The 23,711-nt window shown below is 68.7% G+C and carries 17 protein-coding genes and 1 tRNA gene; 12 read left to right on the top strand and 6 right to left on the bottom strand.

Annotated features, from left to right (window positions below; genetic code table 11):
• Window positions 1–891 (top strand): LysR family transcriptional regulator, encoded by an 891-nt coding sequence (locus tag EYF70_RS25410; protein ID WP_131147874.1) that lies wholly within the window; start codon window positions 1–3, stop codon window positions 889–891.
• Window positions 892–1,173: 282 nt separating this feature from the next.
• Here the strand turns inward: EYF70_RS25410 and EYF70_RS25405 are convergent.
• Window positions 1,174–1,249 (bottom strand) — tRNA-Phe (locus tag EYF70_RS25405).
• A gap of 182 nt (window positions 1,250–1,431) precedes the next feature.
• On the opposite strand from EYF70_RS25405, the gene EYF70_RS25400 reads away from it, so the two are divergent.
• The 3 genes from EYF70_RS25400 to EYF70_RS25390 are packed head-to-tail and all read left to right on the top strand — an operon-like array spanning window position 1,432 to window position 4,097.
• The gene (locus EYF70_RS25400) at window positions 1,432–2,175 is read left to right on the top strand and encodes a YoaK family protein (protein ID WP_131147873.1); all 744 of its coding nucleotides are present in this window, start codon (window positions 1,432–1,434) and stop codon (window positions 2,173–2,175) included.
• A gap of 21 nt (window positions 2,176–2,196) precedes the next feature.
• Window positions 2,197–2,697: a hypothetical protein gene (locus EYF70_RS25395; protein ID WP_131147872.1), complete on the top strand. Its 501-nt coding sequence runs from the start codon at window positions 2,197–2,199 to the stop codon at window positions 2,695–2,697.
• Between the two features lie 56 nt (window positions 2,698–2,753).
• Window positions 2,754–4,097 (top strand): GAF domain-containing protein, encoded by a 1,344-nt coding sequence (locus EYF70_RS25390; RefSeq protein ID WP_131147871.1) that lies wholly within the window; start codon window positions 2,754–2,756, stop codon window positions 4,095–4,097.
• A gap of 182 nt (window positions 4,098–4,279) precedes the next feature.
• Here EYF70_RS25390 and EYF70_RS25385 read toward each other — a convergent pair whose 3' ends face one another.
• Window positions 4,280–4,957, bottom strand: a complete 678-nt coding sequence (locus EYF70_RS25385) for a hemerythrin domain-containing protein (RefSeq protein ID WP_131147870.1) — start codon at window positions 4,955–4,957, stop codon at window positions 4,280–4,282.
• 111 nt (window positions 4,958–5,068) lie between these two features.
• Window positions 5,069–6,136 (bottom strand): hypothetical protein, encoded by a 1,068-nt coding sequence (locus tag EYF70_RS25380; protein WP_174800428.1) that lies wholly within the window; start codon window positions 6,134–6,136, stop codon window positions 5,069–5,071.
• 115 nt (window positions 6,137–6,251) lie between these two features.
• Here EYF70_RS25380 and EYF70_RS25375 point away from each other — a divergent pair, with 115 nt between their 5' ends.
• Entirely contained in the window at window positions 6,252–8,222 is a 1,971-nt protein-coding gene (locus tag EYF70_RS25375; RefSeq protein ID WP_131147869.1) for a hybrid sensor histidine kinase/response regulator, read from the top strand.
• A 192-nt stretch (window positions 8,223–8,414) separates the two neighbouring features.
• Here the strand turns inward: EYF70_RS25375 and EYF70_RS25370 are convergent, their stop codons facing one another.
• Window positions 8,415–10,667, bottom strand: coding sequence for a sugar nucleotide-binding protein (locus tag EYF70_RS25370; protein ID WP_229420551.1), 2,253 nt, complete (start codon window positions 10,665–10,667; stop codon window positions 8,415–8,417).
• Window positions 10,668–10,846: 179 nt separating this feature from the next.
• On the opposite strand from EYF70_RS25370, the gene EYF70_RS25365 reads away from it, so the two are divergent.
• Both EYF70_RS25365 and EYF70_RS25360 read left to right on the top strand, forming a co-directional pair.
• Window positions 10,847–11,956 (top strand): mechanosensitive ion channel family protein, encoded by a 1,110-nt coding sequence (locus EYF70_RS25365; RefSeq protein ID WP_131147868.1) that lies wholly within the window; start codon window positions 10,847–10,849, stop codon window positions 11,954–11,956.
• Entirely contained in the window at window positions 11,953–13,236 is a 1,284-nt protein-coding gene (locus EYF70_RS25360; RefSeq protein WP_131147867.1) for a hypothetical protein, read from the top strand. Before EYF70_RS25365 ends, EYF70_RS25360 begins: the two co-directional genes overlap by 4 nt.
• 333 nt (window positions 13,237–13,569) lie before the next feature.
• Here EYF70_RS25360 and cphA read toward each other — a convergent pair whose 3' ends face one another.
• Entirely contained in the window at window positions 13,570–16,215 is a 2,646-nt protein-coding gene (gene cphA, locus EYF70_RS25355) for a cyanophycin synthetase (protein WP_131147866.1), read from the bottom strand.
• Window positions 16,212–17,102, bottom strand: coding sequence for a cyanophycinase (locus EYF70_RS25350; protein ID WP_131147865.1), 891 nt, complete (start codon window positions 17,100–17,102; stop codon window positions 16,212–16,214). Before EYF70_RS25350 ends, cphA begins: the two co-directional genes overlap by 4 nt.
• Before the next feature lie 404 nt (window positions 17,103–17,506).
• On the opposite strand from EYF70_RS25350, the gene EYF70_RS25345 reads away from it, so the two are divergent.
• From EYF70_RS25345 to EYF70_RS25325, 5 genes are read left to right on the top strand one after another with little or no spacing between them, the layout of a single operon-like run.
• Window positions 17,507–17,746 carry a hypothetical protein gene (locus tag EYF70_RS25345; RefSeq protein WP_131147864.1) on the top strand — a complete coding sequence of 80 codons (240 nt, stop codon included), beginning with the start codon at window positions 17,507–17,509 and terminating at the stop codon, window positions 17,744–17,746.
• Window positions 17,747–17,773: 27 nt separating this feature from the next.
• Entirely contained in the window at window positions 17,774–18,262 is a 489-nt protein-coding gene (locus EYF70_RS25340) for a hypothetical protein (protein WP_131147863.1), read from the top strand.
• A 7-nt stretch (window positions 18,263–18,269) separates the two neighbouring features.
• The gene (locus EYF70_RS25335) at window positions 18,270–20,459 is read left to right on the top strand and encodes an NHLP family bacteriocin export ABC transporter peptidase/permease/ATPase subunit (RefSeq protein ID WP_131147862.1); all 2,190 of its coding nucleotides are present in this window, start codon (window positions 18,270–18,272) and stop codon (window positions 20,457–20,459) included.
• Window positions 20,456–23,164 carry an NHLP bacteriocin export ABC transporter permease/ATPase subunit gene (locus EYF70_RS25330; protein ID WP_131147861.1) on the top strand — a complete coding sequence of 903 codons (2,709 nt, stop codon included), beginning with the start codon at window positions 20,456–20,458 and terminating at the stop codon, window positions 23,162–23,164. Before EYF70_RS25335 ends, EYF70_RS25330 begins: the two co-directional genes overlap by 4 nt.
• Window positions 23,165–23,176: 12 nt before the next feature.
• A complete protein-coding gene (locus EYF70_RS25325; RefSeq protein WP_131147860.1) occupies window positions 23,177–23,710 on the top strand; it encodes a cyclic nucleotide-binding domain-containing protein in 534 nt (177 codons plus the stop codon).
• Window position 23,711: the final 1 nt, after the last annotated feature.

The raw sequence follows: 23,711 nt of genomic DNA, 5'->3' as shown, positions 1-23,711 counted from the left end.
ATGGCCGCATCGCTTCCGCTCAACGCCTTGCATGTCTTCTGCGTGGTGGTGCGGGAGGGTGGCTTCCGCCAGGGCGCGCACGCGTTGCACCTTACGCCCGGTGCGGTCAGCCGGCAGATCCAGGCGCTGGAAGCGCACCTCAAGCTAGTGCTGTTCGAGCGCGGTGCGGGCAGTTGCGCTACGCTGACCCCGGCAGGGCACCAGCTGCACGAACGCGTGGGCGGCAACATGGCGGCGATCAGCGAGGTGTTGACTACCGGCGGCCGCGCGCCTCGCCAGGCCACCATCCTGGTCGATACCAGCGTGACCCTGGCGATGCACTGGCTGATCCCACGCTTGCCCGCTTTCAGGGAGCGCTATCCGCACCTTCAGGTGCGCCTCCGCACAGCCGACGGCGACATCGCTCCATCGTCGCCTGCCGACGTGTTCCTGCGGCGCGACAGCGCGGAATTGCGTGGTCTTCCGGCCCGGTCATTCATGCGGGAGCACTCCGTGCTCGTATCGGGTCCGGGCCTGGTGTCCAGCGCGACGCTGCGCAAGGCGGCGGACATGGCCTGGCTGAAGGACGTGCCACGCATCGGCGCGCGATCGAGGCCCGACCTCTGGCCTGGCTGGAGCAAGGCGCATGGCCTGGACGCCGCGGCGCTGCGGCCGACGCTTGAATTCGACAATACGGTGCTGGCGATACAGGCGGCCCTCCAGGGCCTGGGCGCGCTCGTGGTGCCCGAGGCATTCGTCTCGGACATGCTGGGGATGAATACGCTGTTGCGGCACTCGGCAGCCGTCGACACCGGCTCCTATTCGTTTGCGATCGGCCGCCATCAGGCCTCCGCCCATGCAACGATGTTCACGGAGTGGCTGACGGAGCGCGGCGCCCAGTCCGGCCCGTAGAGGCGGTCGGGCTGCCGGGACGCACCACGCCGGCGATGCACACCTGCGGTCATCTCCGAAAACAAAACGCCCACTACGGGAGTGGCCATATTTATTTTCCGCCTGAATCCTTGCGTCTGGCCGAAACCGTGCATGTTCACCGCGAGGACCAGTTCCCCATCCGGGGCCGCCGGATTGTCCGAGAATTCGATTCCCCACCGTCGTCGGTCAGGTGGGACAGTCAGGTGGAAAAGAGGAGGGCAAAACAAAAACGCCACCCGAAGGTGGCGTTTCATGCATTCTTGGTGGCCCGGGGCGGAATCGAACCACCGACACAAGGATTTTCAATCCTCTGCTCTACCAACTGAGCTACCAGGCCAAGGCGCGCAATTATAGCAGCCCTGTTGCGGCTTTGCCTAGTCCCCCGTGCGGGCATTGTTCGCGGCGCGATTCGGCCACGCTTCTTACCACGCTTCTCGCCACGCTTTTCAACCACGCATCTCGACTATTGACCGGCTGCCGGGCACGGGTGTAATTTGGCTTTTTGCCCCGGGAGCCCGGATGCCCATCAATTATGCCCGCCGCCTGACGGGCCGCCAGCGCGAAGCCGGCGGCAACCGGCAGCTCGGCATGGTGCTCGCGTTCGTGGCCGGCGCCGCCAATGCCGGCGGCTACATCGCCGTGCACCAGTACACGTCGCACATGACGGGCATCGTGTCGGCCATGGCGGACGATGTCGCCGGCGGTGCCTTCGGCCTCGCCGCCGCCGGACTGGGCGCACTGGTGGCGTTCGTGGCTGGTGCCGCCTGCTGCGCGCTGATCGTGAACTATGCCCGCCGGCGCGCGCTGCACAGCGTGTATGCACTGCCGTTGCTGCTCGAAGCGGTGCTGCTGCTGTCGTTCGGCGTGCTGGGCACGTGGCTGGCCTCCATCGAGGTGCTGATCGTGCCCGCCACCGTCACGCTGCTTTGCTTCATGATGGGCTTGCAGAATGCCGTGGTCACCAAGCTGTCGAACGCGGAAATCCGCACCACGCACATCACCGGGGTGATGACCGATATCGGTATCGAACTGGGCAAGGCGCTGTATCCGAACCGCGATGGCGCGGCAGCCCCCGTGGCGGCCAACCGGGTGCGCCTGCGGCTGCTCGCCATGCTGGCGCTGTGCTTCTTCGTCGGCGGGATCGCCGGGGCGGTGGGCTTCACGCGGCTCGGCTATGCCGCCACGGTGCCGCTGGCGATGATGCTGGTGGCGCTGGCGATCGTGCCCGTGGTGGACGACCTGCGCCAGCCGCGCATGCCCTAGGACCCTGTTAACCCAAAAACCATGCAGCCAACCGTTTCCACCGCTCCGCTCGACCCCGGCCAGATTGCCTTCATGCAGGGCGGCATCTCGATCAGCGTCGGGGCGTGCGGCCGTGATGGCATGCCGCAGCTGGTGCGCGCGATCGGCTGCAAGGTGGCCGAAGGCGGCGCGTCGGTCACCGTATTCGTGCCGGAATCGCGCTCGCAGGCGGTGCAGCGCGATGTCTTCGCCAATGGCGCGATCGCCGTCGTGTTCACCCAGCCTTCCACGCACCGCACGATGCAGCTGAAGAGCCGGGAAGGGCGGGTCACGGCGCTAACGCCGGGCGACCTGGCCCTGGTGGATGCCTACCGCGAAGCTTTCCTGGCCGAGCTGTTGCCGATGGGGTTTACCGAACCGATGGTGCGCGCCTTCCTGGCCTGCCCGCCGGGCGAGCTGGTGGGCCTGACGTTCCGGCCCACCGCCGCGTTCACGCAGACGCCCGGTCCGAACGCGGGCAAGCCGCTGGAGGCGGGGGCATGAGCGGACCAATGAGCGGACCGATGAGCGGGCCACTACGTGAGCCCATGAGCAACCCCATGAGCCCCCGGGTCCGGCTCGATACGATCCGCGAATGCTTCGAAGGCGTGATCCCGGCCGTGCTGGCCACGTCCGACCGCGACGGCATGCCGAACGTGTCCTACCTCACGCAGGTGCAATATGTCGACCGCGAACACGTGGCCCTGTCGTACCAGTTCTTCAACAAGACCCGTGCCAACATCCTGGCCAATCCCCAGGTGAAGATGATCGTCGTCAGCCCGCAGACGGCGGCGCAATACCAGTTGACGATGCAGTTCCAGCGCACCGAAACCAGCGGAGCGCTGTTCGAAAGCATGCGTGCCAAGCTGGCTGGTATCGCCTCGCACGTCGGCATGTGCGGCGTGTTCCAGCTATTGGGGTCGGATGTGTTCCGCGTTACGGACGTGGCGCTGCTGCCCGGCGAGCGGCTGCCGGCGCCAGCGGGCGAGCGCAACCTGCTGGCCGCTCTGCGCGTGTGCAGCGAACGGTTGCAGGGCTGCCGCGACCTGGATCGCCTGTTCGACGAGACCCTGCGCTGCCTGGACGAGAAATTCGGCATCGACCACGCGATGCTGCTGATGCTCGACGCGCCCGGCGCCTCGCTGTACACGGTGGCCAGCCACGGCTACACCGATTCCGGCATTGGTTCGGAGATCGCGATGGGCGAAGGTGTCATCGGTGTCGCGGCGCGCATGCGCACACCGATCCGCATCGGCCACATGACCACCGAATACGGCTACGGCCGGGCAATCCGCGCGCAGCTGGAAGACAGCGCCCGCGCGGGCGAACTGGCCGAGCAGATCCCGCTGCCTGGCCTGCCCGGCTCGCGCAGCCAGCTGGCCGTGCCGATCAGCGCCGGCGAACGGACGCTGGGCGTGCTGTACGTGGAAAGCGACCAGGACCTGCGCTTTACCTACGACGACGAAGATGCGCTGGTGGCGCTGGCCGCCCAGTTCGGGCTGGCGATGACGGTGCTGCAGGGCGCCGCGCCCGAACCGGCCGCCGTCGCGGCGCCGGCGCAATTGCCGGTGACGGCGGGCGAGCCCCTCGTCATCCGCCATTTCAGCGCCACCGATTCGGTTTTCTTCGGCGACGACTACCTGATCAAGGGCGTTGCCGGCCGCGTGCTGTGGAGCCTGGTGCAGGATTACGTGCAGCGGGGCCGCAGCGCCTTCACCAACCGCGAGTTGCGGCTCGACCCGCGCATCCGGCTGCCGGACGTCAACGACAACCTGGAAGCGCGCCTGGTACTGCTGGCGCGGCGGCTGGCCGAGCGGAATTGCCCGGTCAGGATCGAGAAGACGGGGCGGGGGACGTTCCGGCTGGCCGTGCAACGGCCGCTGGCGCTGGTGGCGGTGGGCTGAGCTCCTGGTGTCAGCCACTGGTATCGCTAAGTGAAGCATTACCTGACACATTGGAAGCACATGCATTCACCCCAACAGCGAAGGGCTGGGGTCAGACCCGGCGGGTCTGACCCCGGAATTTGCACTTGGGTGCGCTTATCTAAGCGGGATTAGTTATCTCGCACTAGCTTTGCACGAGCTTTTCAGGCGGCCAGGGCGAGCGCCAGTTTCTTTCCATCGCGCTCGTCGAGTATTTGCTGCGCCATGCCGAAGACGCCGTCGAACACCGCTGCCGGTGCGTGGGCGCGCATGCCGCGCAGCAGGTTCGCGCGCTCGGCGGGGTTCAGCGCAGGCAGCATCCATTGCATCAGCAGCGCGTTTTCCGCGGGCGGGATGGTCGCCACGATGGCGTGCTCGATGCCCACCAGTTCCTCATCCGTGTAGTGCTGCCACAGCACCGCGTTGTTGTCCGTTTCTTCCTCGTTCATGTGGATGAAATTCTCGCCGACGAACACCGACAGCGCGCGCTGCAGGTGGCCGATCCGGGCCGCGCGCACGTGGCCTTCGGTGACTTCCACGCTGGCGCACAGCGTGAGCAGGCCGTCGATCGCGGCGCGGTGTTCCACGTGTTCGTTCTCGGTGCAGGCACTCGATCCGGGGCAGCGTGCTTCCATCGCCGCGTGCACGAATTCGCCTTCATGGCGCAAATGACCCTCCAGCACGGCCAGCAGTTCGCGCACCTGGGCCAGGCCGGCCGCCACGTCGGCGTCGTCGCCGGCATCCATGCGGGCCGCGCGGTGCAGGGTGTCGCTCATGAAGAGGCGCAGGGTTTTATGGATGTCGTTGTAGATGTTGTAGCGGCTGGCGTGCAGGTCGTTCATGGAATCCTCGCTGGTGATTGACGGGGGCATGATAGCCAGCGGCGCCACGGCGGATTCTTAAAACTTCCGTCAGCGCTTCTTAAAATAATCATAAGGGAAGCTGATGGCGGCTCAGGGCGGCGGGCGCATGCGGCTCTTCAACACGCGGCCGCCGGCGTCGAACAGCACGAGGTATTCCGGCTTGCCGGCGGCACGGCGGTCGTCCGTGCGCGGGTACAGCCACGCTTCGCGGCCGTCGCGGAAGGCGATCGCCGTGCCTGGACCCAGCAGCGCGCGTACCTGCTCTCGCGGCTGGCCCGGGGCCACGCCGGCCACGTCGAGGGCGCCGGGCGGTGGCGGATCGTCCATGTATTCGAACGACAGCAGTGTGTCGTCCGGCCAGGCGCGGTCCCAGATCGGCGCATGGTAGCTGCGGTCGAGCAGTACCTGGCAATCGCAGTACGGCAGGTCCGGCGCCCGTACGTGCCCGCCGGTGTACAGGAAGCGCAGCGGTGCCGGCGTGGCGCGGCCATGCGCATGCAGCGTCACCGCGAACACGGGGCGCTCCGTGAAGAACAGGTAGCGGCCGTCGGGGTCGTCGCATACCTTTTCCGGGTTCGCCAGCAGGTCGCCCAGCCACGCGAACAGGTGGGCGTTGTTCGACACCAGGCCCGCTTCCATGCCGACCCGGCATTCCAGGCGCAGGTCGCCCAGCCGCCGCATGCCTTCCGGCACGCCCGGGCTGCGCACGTCCGCACGCCAGGTCATGCTGGCCGTGCGGCGGTTCGCCACCAGCGCCGCATCCTCGCGCCAGGCCCGCTCATCGCGTTCCAGGGTAAAGCCGTTGTCCGCGCTCACCGGCACCGGAATGCCCAGCGTATCGCCGACCACCTTCAGCTCGATGCCTTCCATGCGCGTCTCGGGCAGCCGTGGCAGCAGGCGAAAGCGCAGCGTGGCGCCCGGGGCCAGTGCCGGCGCCTCGCGCGCGAAGCGGTCCATGCCGCGGAGCATGCGGCGGTAGGACTTGTCGACCGGATCGCGGGTCGCCTTCACGGCAACGCTGGGTACCGGCTGGCCCGCGGACGGCGCTGCGGGCGGGGAGGGGGGCGGGTAAGCAGGCTGGAACGCGGCCGCGCCGCCGGCGCCCGAGAACGACAGCAGCAGCACGATGCGCCGGCTGATGTTGGTCAATCGCAACATGGAAGTCCCTGTCCTTGCGGCCTGTCCTGAACAGCCCGATGCTACGCGCAGGCGTTCCGTGCGCTCGCACGGTTGGCGTTACAATCCCGGGACAATAACGTCAGCGAAAGACACGATGAGCGAAAACTCCGCCAGCAGTTCGTCGCTGCCCGTGCCTGCGCCCGCACCTTCGCCCACCAAGCCGGCCCTGCCCGATTTCCAGCAGCGCTACGAACTGCTGGTGGCCAGCATCAGCGATTACGCGATCTACATGCTGGATTCGGAAGGGTATGTCAGCAGCTGGAACGCCGGCGCCGAGCGTTTCAAAGGCTACAAGGCGCATGAAATCATGGGGCAGCACTTCTCCCGTTTCTATACGGAAGAAGACCGTGCCGTCGGCCTGCCCGAACGGGCGCTGAACGCGGCGCGCCATGAAGGCCGCTTCGAAGGCGAAGGCTGGCGCGTGCGCAACGATGGCACGCGCTTCTGGGCCAGCGTCGTCATCGACCCGATCCGCAATGCCGACGGCGTGCTGGTCGGCTTCGCCAAGATCACGCGCGACATCACCGACCGCCGCGCCGCGCAGGAAGCGCTGCGCCAGAGCGAGCAGCACTTCCGCCTGCTCGTGCAGGGCGTGACGGACTACGCGATCTACATGCTGTCGCCGCAGGGCGAGATCACCAACTGGAACGTGGGCGCGGAACGCATCAAGGGCTATACCCAGGAAGAGGTGCTGGGCAGCCATTTCAGCCGCTTCTTCACCGACGAGGACCGAGCCGCCGGCGTGCCGCAGCGGGCCCTGGAAACGGCGGCGCGCGAAGGCCGCTTCGAAAGCGAGGGCTGGCGCGTGCGCCGCGACGGCACCCGCTTCTTCGCCCATGCCGTGCTGGACGCGATCCATGACGAGCATGGCACGCTGATCGGTTTCGCCAAGATCACGCGCGACGTGACCGAGCAGCGTGCCACGGCCGAATCGCTGGAGCAGACCCGCAATGCGCTGTTCCAGGCGCAGAAGATGGAAGCGATCGGCCAGCTCACCGGCGGCGTCGCGCATGATTTCAACAACCTGCTGGCCGTGCTGTCGTCCGGGGTCGACATCCTGCATGCCCAGAACCCCGGCGCGATCACGCTGCGGGTGCTGGACAGCATGCGCCGGGCCATCGACCGCGGCGCGCTGCTGACGCAGCAATTGCTGTCGTTCGCGCGCCAGCAGCCGCTTTCCACCGCGCTGCACCAGGCCAATGCGCTGATCGGCAGCTTCGAGCAGGTGCTGCGCCGCGCCAGCGGTCCGCAGGTATCGTTCGTGTTCGACCTGGCACCGCGGCTGGCCTGCATCGAAGTCGACGAAGCCCGCTTCGAGGCCACGCTGCTGAACCTCGTCGTCAACGCGCGCGATGCGATGCCGGGCGGTGGCACGCTGGCGCTGGAAACCCGCAACGTGCGCCTGCGCGAGAACGAGGTAGGCACGCTGCCGGCCGGCGAATACGTGCGGGTGACGGTGCGCGACAGCGGCACCGGCATGACGCCGGAAGTGGTGCAGCGCGCCTTCGAACCCTTCTTCACCACCAAGCCGGTCGGCAAGGGCACCGGCCTGGGGCTGTCGCAGGTGTACGGATTCATTACCCAGTCCGGCGGCGAAGTCCAGATCCGCACCGAACTGGGCAAGGGCACCACGATCAGCCTGTTCCTGCCGGCCCACGAGAATGCGGGCGGGGAGGAGGCGGAAAAGCAGGGGCATGCCGAGCGCGTGCTGATCGTCGAGGACGACCAGCTGGTGATGGCGGTTGCCTGTGACCTGTTTGAAACGATGGGCTACCAGGTGCAGACCGCGCCGGATGGCGTGACCGCGCTGCGCCTGCTGGAGCAGCACGGCGTGGACATGGGCGTGGACGTGCTGTTCACCGACCTGATGATGCCGAACGGGATGACCGGGCTGGAGCTGGCGCGCACGGTGCGCGAGCGCTGGCCGCGCGTCAAGATCATCATCGCCTCCGGCTATCCGCAGCAGGCCATGCAGGGCGATCCGGCGGACCTGCACGAGTTCGACTTTGTCGGCAAGCCTTACCGGCTGGCCGACCTGGCGCGGCACTTGCGCGCGCCTGGTTGACGCGAACGAGCCGCCAATAAAAAGCGCCCCCTGCAGGGGGCGCTCTTGCCTGTGTGACACCGGTTTTATGCTCAGCGAGTCAGCAACATCCTGCAAAAACCGGTGTCCGACACCAAAGAAACCGGTGTCCGACACCAAGCGCCACTGTCGCTGACCGCATCGAATGCCGCGAACCTGACGCCATCGGCTGCATCAGCTGCTGCCGTAATGCGCGGCCTGGGCGGCGCCCACGTGCGTATCGCCCTGGCGGCGCACTTCTTCCACCGCCTTCAGGTAGCGTTGCAGCGCGTCGTCCAGCGTGGGCATCAGGTTGCCCCGTTCACTGCCCAGCGCCGAATAGCGCGGCTGCGGCGCCTGGCCTTCCAGCGCGGTGGCCGGTTGCGCGTCGACCAGCGCTTCGTCCAGGCCTGCCAGCGAGCAGACACGCCGTGCCAGGTCGGCCCACGATACCGCTTCGCCATTCGACAGGTGCCAGATGCCGGACTCGTTGTCGATCAGCAGGTCCAGGCACGTCTGCACCAGGTCCGGCACGTAGGTCGGCGACACCACCAGGTCGCTGGCCGCCGTGAAGGCACGGCCTTCCTGCAAGGCTTGCAGGGCCAGCGTGACGAAGTTGTGCTGGTCCCACGGGCCGAAGAAGGCACTGGTGCGCACCATCAGCACATCGGGGTTGACCGCCAGCACGCGGCGCTCCGCTTCGGCCTTGCTCTGGCCATACACGTTCAGCGGCGCGACCGGATCGCTTTCCACGTAGGCGCTGCCTTTCGAGCCGTCGAACACCAGGTCGCTGGAGAAGCTCAGCAGCCGGATCTCGTGGCGTGCGCAGGCATTGGCCAGCACCACCGGCCCGTGGGCGTTCTCGCGCAGGCAGCGGTCCGATTCCTTCTCGGCGTCGTGCACCCGCACGTAGCCGCCGGCGTTGATGATCGCCCAGGGCCGGTGCTGCCGGATCGCCGCGTCGACCGAGGCCGGATCGGCGATATCCATCTCTTGCCGCGTGAGCACCTTGAAGGCCAGGTTGCGCTCTTCGCAGATGCGCGCGAACGCGCTGCCCAGCGTGCCGGTGGCGCCGCTGATCAGGATCGGCTGCACGGGGCGGTTGGCCAGGTTGCGTTCCGCGGGCAGGGCCGCCACGGTGGCACTGGTGGCCACCGGCGGGCACAGGAACCGGCCCGGCCGGCGCCACCAGCCCAGGCCCTGCAGCACCGGCGAGGAGGGCGTGCGCCCGCTCGACAGTTCACGCATCAGCCGCGCCAGCGCCGTGGGGCGCGGCTCGGGCGAGCGCAGGTCGTAGGCGCCATTCTCGTAATAGCCGCGGCATTCCGTGACCAGGCAATTCCAGTCGTAGGAACCGAGCAGCGACCACACGGTGACGGCGCGCAGGTCGGCGCCCTTGCGGCGTACGTCGTGCGCGGCATTCCAGACCTCGTGCAGCCAGCGCAGCTGGTCTTCGCGGTTGGCGTCGATGTGCGCTTCGGTCACCGCCATCGGCAGGCCATAGCGCTCCCAGGTTTCTTCCAGCAGCGGGCCGATACCCGGCGTGGGCGTGGCCAGCGCGCGGGCCGTTTCGATGTCGGCGAAACCGTGCGGCCCCACGTACTGCGCCGGGTAGCGCTCGCCGCGGTGATCGAGCCAGCGCTCGCTGGTGATGTAGTAGTTCAGGCCCATCACGTCCGGCGGGCACGGGTTGTCGCGGAACCACAGCACGTCCTCGGCGGGGATGCCGCTCTTCAGGAAGTATTTCCACAGCTCGTGGTCTTCGTCCACCATGCCGCACAGCAGGTCCCAGGCCAGCCAGCGCCGTTCGTTATAGAAGTCGGCCCATTCGGCCATCTCGGGCGTGCTGTAGGTCTTGCCCAGGTCGTCCGTCTGCACCAGCTTGGCGTTCGGGTTGACCTCGCGGATCGCCCGCATCGACAGCACCACGCCCTTGCACTGGTTGATCAGCGCCTGCAGGAAGGTGAGGTCGTCCCGGCCGTGCGGATACCACACGCCGTACAGGCCGGCAAAGCGCGCCGTGGTGCAGGGTTCGTTGACGGGGGTGTAGTACTCGACCCAGGGGAAGCGGCGCGCCACGGCGCCGGCGAATTCAGCCAGCTTGGGGCCGAACTCGGGATCGACGAGGCTGGTGTGGCGGGGCCCGCTGCCATGGTGCACGAGGCCCACGATGGGGTTGACGCCCAGGTCGCGGAGGGCCGGCAGGCGCTCGTCGGCCCATGTCCAGTCGGCCCGCTCGACCCCGTCGGGGGCGGTAAGTTCCCACAAAACCGGATAGCGGATGGCGGTGATGCCCAGTGCCGCGAAGCGGTCCAGGTCGCTGATCCGCTGGCCGTGCCCGTTCTGATCCATCTGGCTGAAATATTGATCGCGCACGCGGTTGACCGTACCTTCCAGTCCGCCCCAAAGCTCGATCGCCCGGGTTTGGATTGCGTCATCTTTTTTCATATAGTCGGTGAGCTAGTCGAACGAGCGACAAAGTATGGCGAAAAAATCAAAACGCTGTCGCCGTATTGCCGGGCGTCATTGAACGAGTAGGGAGGCCAATGAAGGCCCGCCAGCAAGGCCTTGTGTGCGCGCCGGCCGGCAGTGCTTCGGTACACTCTCGCGAGCGAAAAGGAGGGTAGATGCGTTACGTTTTGTTGGGCAATCCGATCCAGGAATGGGCAACCGCGCTCGCCGTGGCGTTCGCGGCGGCGGTGTTGATGATCCTGGCGCGGACCTTCCTGATACACCGCCTCGGCGCCGTGGCCGAGCGCACCGAAACACGGGTCGACGACTGGCTGCTGCGCATGATGCGCAACACCTACAGCCTGTTCATCGTGATCCTGGCGCTGTATCTGGGCTCGCTGATGCTGGAATTCTCCAAGAAGCATGAGGTGTCGCTGTGGCGCATCGCCGTCACGGCAATGCTGCTCCAGGCCGCGATCTGGGCCGACACCGGCGTGCGCGTCTGGCGGCGCCGCTACCGCCAGGCCGCACTTGGCGGCACCGACAGCACGGCCGGCGTGGCCTCCACGGCGATCATCGACTTCATCCTGCGCATGATCGTCTGGGTGGTGTTCATGCTGATGATCCTGGATAACCTGGGCTTCAACATCACCACGCTGGTGGCCAGCCTGGGGATCGGCGGGATCGCCGTGGCGCTGGCCGTGCAGAACATCCTGGGCGACCTGCTGGCCTCGCTGTCGATCGTGCTGGACAAGCCCTTCGTCGTCGGTGACTTCGTCATCGTCGGCGAATACCTCGGCACCGTCGAATACATCGGCCTGAAGACGACGCGGCTGCGCGGCCTGGGCGGCGACCAGGTGATTTTCTCCAACGGCGACATGCTGAAGTCGCGCATCGCCAACCAGACCCGCATGTTCTCGCGCCGCGCCGCATTCATCATCCGGGTGCGCTACGGCACCTCGCCGGACAAGCTGGCCGCCGTGCCGCAGATGGTGAAGGAAATCATCGAAGGGCAGGAGGAAACCGCCTCGTTCGAGCGGGCCCACCTGCGCAACCTGGGCGAATGGGCCATCGAATACGAGGTCGTCTACTGGATCAAGACGGCCGATTATTTCGTGTTCATGGATACCAACCAGGCCGTGCTGCTCGGCGTGATCCGCGGCCTGGCGGAGCGCGGCATCGACATCGCCTTCCCTACCCAGCTGAACCTGCGGGCCGCGGAAGTTTACAGCGGGCAGCCACCTCCTCTACACTCGCCTGTTTCAGGGACTGGAGCGGGCGCATGAAGAAACTGGTGGCGGGTGGACTTGCCATGATGATCGCCGGCGGCGCGCTGGCCGCCTCGGTGCAGGAGGTGGCCGAGCGCTATCGCAAGCTGGTACTGGCGGTGGGCCAGCACGATGCCAGCTATGTCGACGCGTATTACGGCCCGCCGGCGCTGCAGGCGCAGGCCGAAAAGGAAAAACGCAGCCTGGCCGCGATCCGCAAGGATGCGCAGGCGGCGGCCGGCGACCTGGCGGGCAAGAAGGCCGCCAATCCGGACGAGGCGCTGCGCCTGGCCTTCCTGCGCAAGCAGCTGAAGGCGCTGGGGACCCGCGTCGAGATGCTGGAAGGGAAGAAGTTCGGCTTCGACGAGGAAACGGCATTGCTGTACGACGCCGTCACGCCGCACCACGACCGCGCCTACTACGAAGCGCTGCTCAGGCAGATCGATGCGCTGGTGCCGGGCGAAGGGCCGCTGCCGCAGCGCGTGCAAGCCTTCCGCGCCCGTTTCGCGATCCCGAAGGACAAGCTGAAACCCGTGTTCGACGCGGCCATCGCCGCCTGCCGCGAACGCACCGCGCCGCACCTGGCGCTGCCGAAGAACGAAAGCTTCGTGATGGAGTTCGTGACCGGCAAGCCATGGTCCGGCTACAACTGGTACAAGGGCGACGCGCACAGCCTGATCCAGATCAACACCGAGTTCCCGATCTATATCGAGCGCGCCGTGGACCTGGGCTGCCATGAAGGCTATCCCGGCCACCACGCCTATAACGCGCTGCTGGAGCAGCACCTGGTGAAGGAGCGCAACTGGGTCGAATTCAGCGTCTATCCGCTGTATTCGCCGATGTCGCTGATCGCCGAGGGCAGCGCGAACTACGGCATCGAGATGGCGTTCCCCGATGAAGAACGCCTGGCCTTCGAGCGCGACGTGCTGTACCCGCTCGCCGGCCTGGACCCGGCCCTGGCCGGCCAGTACGCGGCACTGCAAAAGCTGCTGGCGAAGCTGTCCTACGCCGACAACGACAATGCCATGCACTACCTGGCGGGGCACTTCACGCGCGAACAGGCCATCGAATGGCTGGTCAACGTGGCGCTGTACCCGCCGGAAAAGGCCGGCCAGCGCGTGCAGTTCTACGACGCGCTGCGCGGCTACGTGATCAACTACAACCTGGGCAGGGACCTGGTGAAGGCCTGGGTCGAGAAGCAGGTCACCGCCACCGATCCGCAACAGGCGCGGGCGCAGCGGTGGGCCGCGTTCAAGCGGCTGCTGTCGTCGCCGATGCTGGCCAGCGATTTGAAGTAGAGGATTATCTTCCTGCGGTTGCGGGTCGATGGATCGATCGCAAGCAGCCGGCAGCCGAAAACCGGTGTCTGGCACACACGCCACTTAATCAAGCAAACCCCAGGTGCAAATTCTGGGGTCAGGAAGGAATGCTGGCATGCATGCCAGCATCGTTCCGCAGGCGCGAAGCATGCTTCGCGAAACCCCTGCGTCACCCCGGCGGGTCTGACCCCTGCCCTTCGCTGTTGGGGTGAACGCATGCGCTTTCAATGTATCGGGAAACGCTTGCTTTAACGGCATTAATGCTTGACACCGGTGTTTCACGGCTAATTCATCATCAAGCTTCGCCAGTCATCACCCACCCGCGGCGGCGAGGGCGATGCTCTCGGCGCTGGCAGGATCGAAGTCCCGCAGCGCCTCCACCAGCTCGGCCACCGAGGTGCCGGTGGCGAACAGCATCACGTCGCCCGGCTGGCAGCGGGTGAGGGCGAGGCGCAGGGCGGCGCCGGAAGCGAGTTCCAGGTGCACGCGGGTGGAGGCGCGGATCGCGCCGGCGGCCATCAGCGCGGCCCGTTCGCCCGGCCGGCGCCCGCGGTGCTCGACCGGCGCTTCGTAGACGATCACCTCATCGAAGACCTCACCGCAAGTCTCGCCGATCTGCTCGAGATCCTCGTCGCGGCGGTCGCCCGGCGCGGTGATCACGGCCACGGTGCGGTGCTGCCGCGTTTCCTGCGAGCTCATGCCGCGGGCGGTCTGCCCGAGCGCCGCGTAGGCCGCCGGGTTGTGCGCGTAGTCGACCAGCACCTTCACGCCACGCACGTCATACACATTGGTGCGCAGGGGATTGCGCACATTGTCGGACACGAACGATGCCAGGCCATCGGCGATCTGCGCGATCTGCAGGCCCGCCGCCAGCATGGCCGCGCCGGCCGCCAGCGCGTTGGCGATGTTGTGGCGCGCGCAGCCGTCCAGCGCGGACGGCATCTCCTCCGCCCACAGGATACGGTGGCGGCGCGTGCCGTCCGCCAGGATCAGCGCGCCATCCTGCAGGTACGCGGCGCGGCCGCCGCTCTCCAGGTGCCGCAGCAGCACGGGATTGTCCGCGTCGCAGCTGAAGTACAGGCGTTCCACCTGCTCGTCCAGGTCGGCGGCCATCGCCACGCAATACGCATCCTGGGCGTTCAGCACCACGGCGCGCGAAGCGGCCTTCGCCACCACGGCCTTCACGCGCGCCAGGTCTTCCATCGTGTTCACGCCGTCCAGGCCCAGGTGGTCCTGCGACACGTTCACGACCACGGCGACATCGCAGCGGTCGAACGCCAGGCCGCGTTTGAGGATCCCGCCGCGGGCCGTTTCCAGCACGGCGAAGTCCACGTTCGGGTCGGTCAGCACGCTGCGCGCCGACCAGTAGCCGGCACAGTCGCCCTTGCGGACGCAGTGCCCGTCGATGAACACGCCCTCGGTCGTGGTGCAGCCGGTGCGCAGGCCGGACTGGCGGATGCTGTGCTCCAGCATCAGGGTGGTGGTGGTCTTGCCATTGGTGCCGGTCACCGCGATCACGGGGATGCGGCCGTCGCCCTTGCCGAACATGCCGTCGACGATCGCCTCGCCGGCATTGCGCGGCGTGCCGGCGCTCGGATACTGGTGCATGCGGATGCCTGGCGCCGCGTTGACTTCGATGATGGCGCCGCCCTGTTCTTCCAGCGGCCGGGCGATGTCGCCGCAGACGATGTCCAGCCCCGCCACGTCGAGGCCGATCTTTTGCGCGGCGCGCACGCACAGGGCGCGCGTTTCCGGCGGCAGCAGGTCGGTCACGTCCTCGGCGGTGCCGCCGGTGGACAGGTTGGCGTTGCCGCGCAGCTGCACCGGCGTGCCGGCGGGCGGCACGCTGTCGAATGTGAAGCCCTGTTCGGCCAGCACCGTTTCGGCATGCCCGTCGAGCGGGATCTTCGTCAGGATATTGGTGTGGCCTTCGCCGCGCGCGGGGTTCAGGTTTTCCCGCTCCACCAGCTGGCGCACGGTCGACTTGCCGTCACCGGTCACCGCGGGTGGGCGGCGCAGCGCGGCGGCGGCCACGCGGCCATCGGCCACCAGCACGCGGTAGTCATGACCCGTCACGTAGCGTTCGACGATGATGGTGCGGCCATGCGCGCGTGCGCGCTCGAACGCCACGGCCAGTTCGTCCGGCGTGTTGCAGCGGGTGGTCACGCCGCGGCCATGGTTGCCGTCGAGCGGCTTCACGGTGACGGTGCAGCCCAGCCGGCGCGCGGCGCGCTGCGCCTGCTCCAGCGTGCGCACCGTCACGCCCTCCGGCACCGGCACGCCGGCATCCTGCAGCAGCGTCTTGGTCAGCTGCTTGTCGCTGGCGATGCCGACCGCGATATGGCCCGTGTCGGCCGTGATGGTGGCCTGCAGCCGTTTCTGGCGCGCACCCCAGCCCAGCAGGAACAGGTTGGCGGTGTCCGTCAGGCGCAGCACCGGGATGCCGCGCGCCTTCGCCGCGCCGACGATGGCGCCGGTGCTGGTGCCGATCGCGTGCTCTTCCGCCGTTTCGCGCAGCGCCGCCACCGTCTCGGCCAGCGCGAACCCTTCGCCGCGTGCCAGCGCCTTCACCAGCGCCATGGCGGCGTCGAACGCTTCGGTCACCACCGCTTCCAGTTCATAGGCGCACACCACGCGGTACCGGCCATTGCCGGCGTCGTGCGTGCGGCCCGTGTTGACGGTGGTGCCGGCCAGGCACTGCAGGGCCAGCGTCACGTGTTCCACCACGTGGGCCAGGTTGGTCCCCGATTGCAGCGTCTGCACGAAGCCGGCGTACTTGCCGACCGAGCAGCGATGGTCGTACAGGGACGGCAGCAGCTCCAGCAGCCGGGTAACGAAACCCGGCAGCACATCGGTGCGGGCATCCTTCAGGTCGCCGGTATCGACCACCGTCAACAGGCACGGATGGTGCGAATACAGGTTCCGGCCGCGCAGCAGCCTTTGCTCGATGATGTTCATGTTAACGGGTTCCTCTTGGTGAGATTGCAGATGAATTCGTGGATGGGCGCCGGCGCTTCGCGCGTGATGCGATGCAGCCGCGCCGAGGGTGCCGCGCCGGGCAGCAGGTAGCCGGAGCCGGCCGGCAGCACGTGCAGCTGCACGCCGATCAGTTCGGCCGGTTCGCCGTCGCCGATGTCGGCGGCGTTGGTGATCATGTTGCGGCCATCGACGAAGGTAACGCCGCCGTCGCCGATCACTTCGATGCCCACGCCCCGTTCGACCACCAGCGCCGTGTCTTCGTCGATGCCCAGGCCGTACAGGTAAGGGTTTTGCGCGATCAGGCTGAGCAGCCGGTTGATGCGGTGGCGCTGCGAGAAGTGCTGGTCGATCACGATGTGCTGCACGAAGCCGAGCCCGGCGCCGAGGGTGGCGGCGCCTTTCTCCGGCGCGTAGTCGGCGGAGCCGGAAGCAAGCATGTGGCCGGCCATCGCCGATGCACCGGCGCTGGTTCCGGCCAGGCATGCGCAGCGGCGCTTGAGCGCTTCGTGCAGGGCCTGGTCGAGTGCCGTGCCGCCGATGGTGGCCATCAGGCGCTTCTGGTCGCCGCCGGTGATCAGGATGCCGTCGGCGTGGGCGATACGCTGCGCCATGGCGGGATCGTTCGCCTCGGCGCGGCTGGCCGTATGTACCGTGTCGCAATGGCTTGCGCCGAGCCGCGCCAGCGCCTCCTGGTAGGGGCGGGCCATCTTTTCCGGCTCTTCGCTGGCGCTGGTCAGCAGTACGAAGCGCCGCTCCTTGCCGCCGCTCAGTTCGACGAAGCGCGCCAGGATCCGCTCGCGGCAATTGCGCTGCTCGTCGCCGCCGATGATCAGCAGGCAGCCGTCCTCTGTGGCTGGGGTCGTCATTTGGAATGTCCTCAGGTATGCCGGCTGTCTTGCCGCACCGCGGCTGTGCACCGGCTGGCGCGGTGCCCTTCGCAGGTGCGATCCTGCGAGGTATTGGTGCAAGTATCCGGGCTCCGGGGGGCGCCGGAACAGTGGCGTTCAACCCGTCGATTTGTAAGATTCGGATGACGCCGATGAGACATAAATATCATATGGTCAATTATTTCGGGCAGGCACGGCGTGGCGGGCCAGCACCGGTACAATGGCAACTTCAGCCTCGCTGCAAGAATCGATTGATATCGAGGTGCCATTGGCACTAAAATAGTTGCAGGTTGTTCATAAAAGTTACAGTTAGATAACATTTGATCTGGGGTAGAATCGTGTCCATCATTGCCGCTCAAAATTTTCGTCAGCACATCAACCGCATGAGTACCCTGCAAGCGGAGGTGGCGCCTTATTTCAGCAGCGGCGTCATCGACTATGCCGGCCTGGCGCAACTGGGCAGCCGCAGCGGCTTCGATTTCACCGCCGAGGAAGCACGGCAGGTCCTGTCCGCCAGCGATGACGAACTGTCGGACTTCGAAATGGAAATGGTGTCCGGCGGCGTGATCCAGCCCAGCAGCGTCAAGGGCGCCGGCAACCAGTCGCGGTCTCCCCGCGGTTGATCCGCGCTGTCCGGCGTGGCGCCGGTCATGGCCGAAAAACGCATCTTCCGCCAGGCGGCGCTCGATCGCCTGGCTTCCCCCGAGCAACTCGATCACCTGGTGCCCGTCGCCGACGCGCCGGGCTGGATCGCGCTGTCCATCGGTGCCTTGCTGGCGCTGGCCTTGCTGGCATGGGGCCTGGCCGGATCATTGCCCATCACGCTGGCCGCGTGCGGCAGCCTGGCCGCTGACGGCCATGCGGTGCTGCGGGTGCCGGCTGCGGCGGCCGGCGCCGTCCGCCCCGGCATGGACGTACTGTTGCGGCCTGCCCCCCTGGCACGCGGCGCCGTCATCGCCTCCCGCGGCAAGGTCGCACGCGTCGCCACCGCATCCGGCGGCGCACTTGCTGTCGCCGATTCCCGGGTTGTCCACGTGACGCTGCCGCCATCCGGGTACCCCGCCGGCACGTCCGTCGAGGCCGACATCGTGCTGTCGCGCCAGCGCCCGATCGCGCTGCTGGTCCCGGCGTGGAAATGAGGGCGGCATGAACGAACAGCACCCGGGCCGCGTGCGCACCCCCACGGTCCTGCAGGTGGAGGCGGTCGAGTGCGGCGCCGCCGCGCTGGCGATGGTGCTGGCCCATCACGGCCGCTGGGTGCCGCTGGAGGCGCTGCGCCAGGACTGCGGCGTGTCGCGCAACGGCAGCAAGGCCAGCAACCTGCTGAAGTGCGCGCGCCGCCACGGCCTGCTTGCAAAAGGCTTCAGCAAGGAAGCCGACGCGCTGGCCGCGTTGCCGGTGCCCTCGATCCTCCACTGGAATTTCAATCACTTCCTCGTATTCGAAGGGGTGCGCGACGGCGTCGCCTGGCTGAACGATCCGGCCATGGGCGCGCGCTGCGTCACCATGGAAGAACTGGCCGAGAGCTTCACGGGCGTCGTGCTGGTCTTTGAAAAGGGGCCGGATTTCGCGCCGGCCGGGAACGCGCCTTCCCTGCTGCGCGAACTGGGCGGCTGGCTGCGCCATTCGCGCGGCGCCGTGGCCTTCGTGGCGCTGGCCTCGGCCCTGCTGGCCGTACCCGGCGTGCTGCTGCCGCTGTGCGCCAAAGCCTTTGTCGACCAGGTGCTGCTGCGCCAGCAGCAGGGCTGGGTGGCGCCGCTGCTGCTGGCGATGGCCGGTACCGTGCTGGCCCGCGCCGCGCTCACCTGGCTGCAGCAGCGCTATCTGCTGCGGCTGGAAATGAAGGTGGCGCTGGCGATGTCCAGCCGGTTCCTGGCCCACGTGCTGCGCCTGCCGCTGGCATTCTTCAGCCAGCGCCATGCCGGCGAAGTGGCCAACCGCCTCGGTGCCGCCGAGCGCATCGCACGGCTGCTTTCCGGCGAGCTGGCGACCAATGCCTTCAACCTGGTCGCGGTGCTGTGCTACGGCGCCGCGATGCTGGCGCTGGACGTGCCGCTGGGCGCGGCGGCGATCGCGCTGACGGCGCTGAACCTGGCTTGCCTGCGCGTGCTGGCGCGCCGGCGGCAAGACCTGTCGAACCGGCTGATCGGCGAGCAAGGCAAGCTGTCCGCCGCCACCGTGGGCGCGATCGGCGGCATCGAAACGCTGAAGGCGGGCGGCGGCGAGGATGCCGCGTTCGCCCGGTGGGCCGGCTACCAGGCCACCACTCTGCTGGGGCAGCAGGGCGTCGGCCGGCGCACCGTGCTGCTGTCCGTCGTGCCGGGCCTGCTGGGCGGCCTGGCGGCCGTGGCCGTGCTGGCGCTGGGCGGCATGCGCGTGATGGCGGGCGCGCTGACGATCGGCGACCTCGTCGCCTTCCAGCTGCTGCTGGCTGTTTTCGCCCGGCCGGTGACGCAGCTGGTGGCGCTGGCCGGCGACGTGCAGGCCGCCAGGGGCTTGCTGGCGCGCCTGGCGGACGTGTTCCGCTACCCGGTACCGCCCCGCGCGGGCGCGGCCGGTGACGCCGATGCGGAAGAACGGGCGGATGTGGAAGATGCCGCGCAGGCCGCGGCACTGCATGGCCGCCTGGAGTTGCGCGACGTGAGCTTCCACTACGGCCCGCTCGATCCGGACGTGGTGCGCGGGCTGTCGCTGACGGTGGAGCCGGGCATGCGCGTGGCGCTGGTGGGGGCATCCGGCAGCGGCAAGAGCACGGTGGGCCGGCTGTGCTGCGGCCTGCTGCCGCCATCGGCCGGCGAGGTGCTGCTCGACGGCCGCCCGCTGGCCGGCCTGCCGGCGCGCGTGGCCGCCGCCGCGGTGGCCTACGTCGACCAGGAAGTCTTCCTGTTCGAAGGCACGCTGCGCGACAACCTGACGCTGTGGGACGACGCGGTACCCGCCGCCGCGCTGCACCGGGCGCTGGCCGATGCCGCGATCGCGCACGAGGTGGCACGCCGCCCCGGTGGACTCGGCAGCCGGGTGGCCGAGGGCGGCGCCAACTGGAGCGGCGGCGAACGCCAGCGCATCGAGATCGCCCGCGCGCTGGCCCGCGACCCGGCGCTGCTGGTGCTGGACGAAGCCACCGCGGCACTGGACAGCGTGACCGAACAGGCGATCGACGACGCGCTGCGCCGCCGCGGCGCCGCCTGCGTGATCATCGCGCACCGCCTGTCCACGCTGCGCGACTGCGACGAGATCGTCGTGCTGCGCCACGGCGAAGCGGTCGAGCGGGGCACCCATGCGCAGCTGATGGCGCTGGGCGGAGAGTACGCGGCGCTGGTAGGGACGATGCAATGAGCGATAACGCCATGGACAATGAAGCCACGGGCAGCGCGGCAATCGGCACGGTGATCCTGGACGCGCGCCATCCGCTCGACATCACCGGCCGCGCGGCGCCGCTGCTGGTGCGTTCCGGCGCCGTCAACGTGTTTGCCGTGCCGCCGGGTGGCCGGCGCCGCTTCCTGTTCCGCGTGCCGGCCGGCGCGCTGCTGTGCGGCTTGCCGGCACCGGGCGCGTGGCGCCTGCTCGCGGTCGGCACGCTCGACACGGCGGCGGTGGAGCTGGCATGGCCGGACGTGACGCCGCCGCTGCTGGCCGGCTGGTACGCCACGCTGGGCGAACAGGGCACCGCTACCGTGGACGGATTGCCGGCGCTGCACGGGCGGGCCGTCCAGCGCTTTGCGCGCCAGCTGGAAGACGATGCGGCCCGCCGCGCCGAGATCGTGCGGCACGGCTGGGAACGCGCACGTGCCCGCTATCGCGCCGCGCTGGCCGGGTTCGCGCGGCTGGTGCTGCGGCCCTCGGCGCCATCCCCTGACATGTCGCCGGTGCCTGGCGTGGACGACGCGCCGGCCAGCGTCTCGCCCCGGCAGGCCGCCACCCGCTGCGTGCCCCCACGTACCGGCAACGCTGCGCTTGCCGGCGAATCGCCGGCCGCCTGGGCGGTGCGGCGCATTGCCGCCGAACTGGGCATCGATGCCGGTGCGGTGGCGGGGGATGAAGCGGAGAATCGATCTGGCAACGCCGCGCACGACGACGCGGACAACGCAGCGGACTGCGGCGAGGGCGTGGCCGAACTGCTGGCGCGCGCCGGCATCCGCCACCGCACGGTGCTGCTGCGCGGGCAGTGGTGGCGCGCCGACAATGGCCCGCTGATCGGCTTCGATGCGGCGCGGCGCCCCTGCGTGCTGCTGCCGTCGCGGCGTGGCTACCGGCTGGCCGATGCCGGCGGCGCGGACCAGGCGGTCGACGAGCACACCATGCTGGCCGCCGAGGCGCTGATGCCATACCGTCCGCTGCCGCCGGACGCGCTCGACTGGCGCGGCCTGCTGCGCTTCGCCGGGCGTGGCACCGCATCCGACGTGGCGCGCCTGCTTGCCGTGGGCGTGGCGGCCGCGGTGCTGGCGCTGCTGGTGCCGGCGGTCATCGCGCTGCTGGTGGAATCGGTGCTGCCGCGTGGCGCCTGGGCCGAGCACTGGCAGCTTGCCGGCCTGCTGGCGGCGGCGGCCTTCGGTGCCGCCGGTTTCGAGATGTGCAAGGCGCTGCTGGTGCTGCGCTGCGAGGCGCGCGTCGACCTGGCGCTGCAGGCGGCGCTGTTCGACCGGCTGTTGCGGCTGCCGGTGGCATTCTTCCGCCGCCACACCACGGGCGACCTGGCCGACCGCGCGCTGGGCGTGCAGGAGATGCGCGCCAGGCTGACCGTCACCGCCAGCGGCGCACTGCTGGGCGCCGTGTTCTCGCTGGCCAGCCTGGCCGCGATGCTGTACTGGAGCGTGCCCCTGGCCCTGGCCGGCATCGTGCTGGTGGCGGCCGTGCTGGGGCTGACGGCCGCCTGCGCGCGGCGCCAGCTGCGCCACGAGGGCGAACAGGTGCGCCAGCGCGGCATCGTCGAGGGACTGGTCCTGCAATTCGTGGCCGGCATCGGCAAGCTGCGCGCCGCGGCCGCCGAGCCGCGCGCCCTGGCCGCGTGGACCCGGCACTACGAAGCGCAGGCACGCCGCCATGGCGCGGCGCGTTCCGCCGCGATGGTGCAGGAAATCGTGCAGGCATGCGTGCCGGCGCTGGCCGCGCTGGTCATCTTCGCCGCGATGGCCTGCTTGCCGGCCGGGCAGGATGCCGGCGTGCTGCTGGCGTTCAGCGCCGCGTTCGGCCAGTTTTTCGGCGCGATAACGGGCACGACGCTGGCCGCCACCCAGGCGCTGGGGGTGGTGCCGCTGTACCGCCGGCTGCGCCCGTTGCTGGACACGGTGCCGGAAGGCGGCGGCCGCGCCCCCGCGGCACTGCGCGGCGCCATCGAGTTGCGCGACGTGTCGTTCCGTTACGAGGACCATGGCGCGCCGGTGCTGGACCGGGTCTCGCTGTCGATCGCGCCCGGCCAGTTCGTGGCGATCGTCGGTCCATCCGGCAGCGGCAAGTCGACGCTGCTGCGGCTGATGATGGGCTTCGATGCGCCCACTTCCGGCACCATCGCGTTCGACGGCCAGCCGCTGGCCGGGCTCGACGCGGCGGCATTGCGGCGCCACGTCGGCGTGGTGCTGCAGAATGGCCGCGTGGCGGCCGGCACGGTGTTCGACAATATCGCCAGCGATCGCCACATCAGCCACGACGAAGCGATGGCGGCGGCGCGCCAGGTCGGGCTGGCGGCGGAAATCGAGGCGATGCCGATGGGCTTGCACACGGTGCTGCACGATGGCGGCGGCACGCTGTCCGGCGGCCAGCGCCAGCGCCTGCTGATGGCGCGTGCGCTGGCGCGCCGGCCGGCCCTGCTGCTGCTCGATGAAGCCACCAGCGCGCTGGACAACCAGACCCAGGCCGTGCTGATGGACAGCCTGGCGCAGCTGGCGCTGACCCGCGTGGTGGTGGCGCACCGTCTGTCCACCGTGATCGGCGCCGACCAGATCTTCGTCGTCGACGAGGGCCGCATCGTGCAGCGCGGCAGCTACCAGGAACTGCTCGACCAGCCCGGCCCGTTCGCCGCGCTGGCCAGGCGCCAACTACTTTAACTTAGGAACGCGATGCGCAAGGCCCTGTACATCTTTGGATTGCTGAACGACGCCGACATGGAATTGCTGGCCGCGCTGGGCCGCGTGCGCACCGTGCCGGCCGGCGCCGTGCTGATCGCGCAAAGCCAGCAGCTCGACCGCCTGTACGTGCTGCTGGACGGGCACATGGAAGTGGCGGTGTCCGGCATCGGCACCGTCGCCACGCTGGGCAGCGGGGAAATACTGGGCGAGATGTCGTTCGTCGACAGTTCGCCCACCTCCGCCACGGTGCAGGCGCTGGACGACGTGCGCCTGCTCGACCTGCCGCGCTCCGCCCTGGAAGCGCGCTTCGCCGCCGATCCCGGGTTCGGCATGCGCTTCTTCCGCGCGGTGGCGGTGTTCCTCGCCGAGCGCATGCGCAATACCACCGCGCGGCTGGGGTATGGCAAGGACGAGCCGATGCCGGCCGGCATGCTGGAAGATGAACTCGATGACGGCCTGCTCGACAACGTGGGCATCGCCGGCGAACGCTTCGCGCGGCTGGTGCGCCTGCTGGCGGAGCGCTAGC

This window comes from Pseudoduganella albidiflava (assembly GCF_004322755.1).
Classification (GTDB): Bacteria; Pseudomonadota; Gammaproteobacteria; order Burkholderiales; family Burkholderiaceae_D; genus Rugamonas; species Rugamonas albidiflava.
This window is presented reverse-complemented; position numbering and strand designations above follow the sequence as displayed.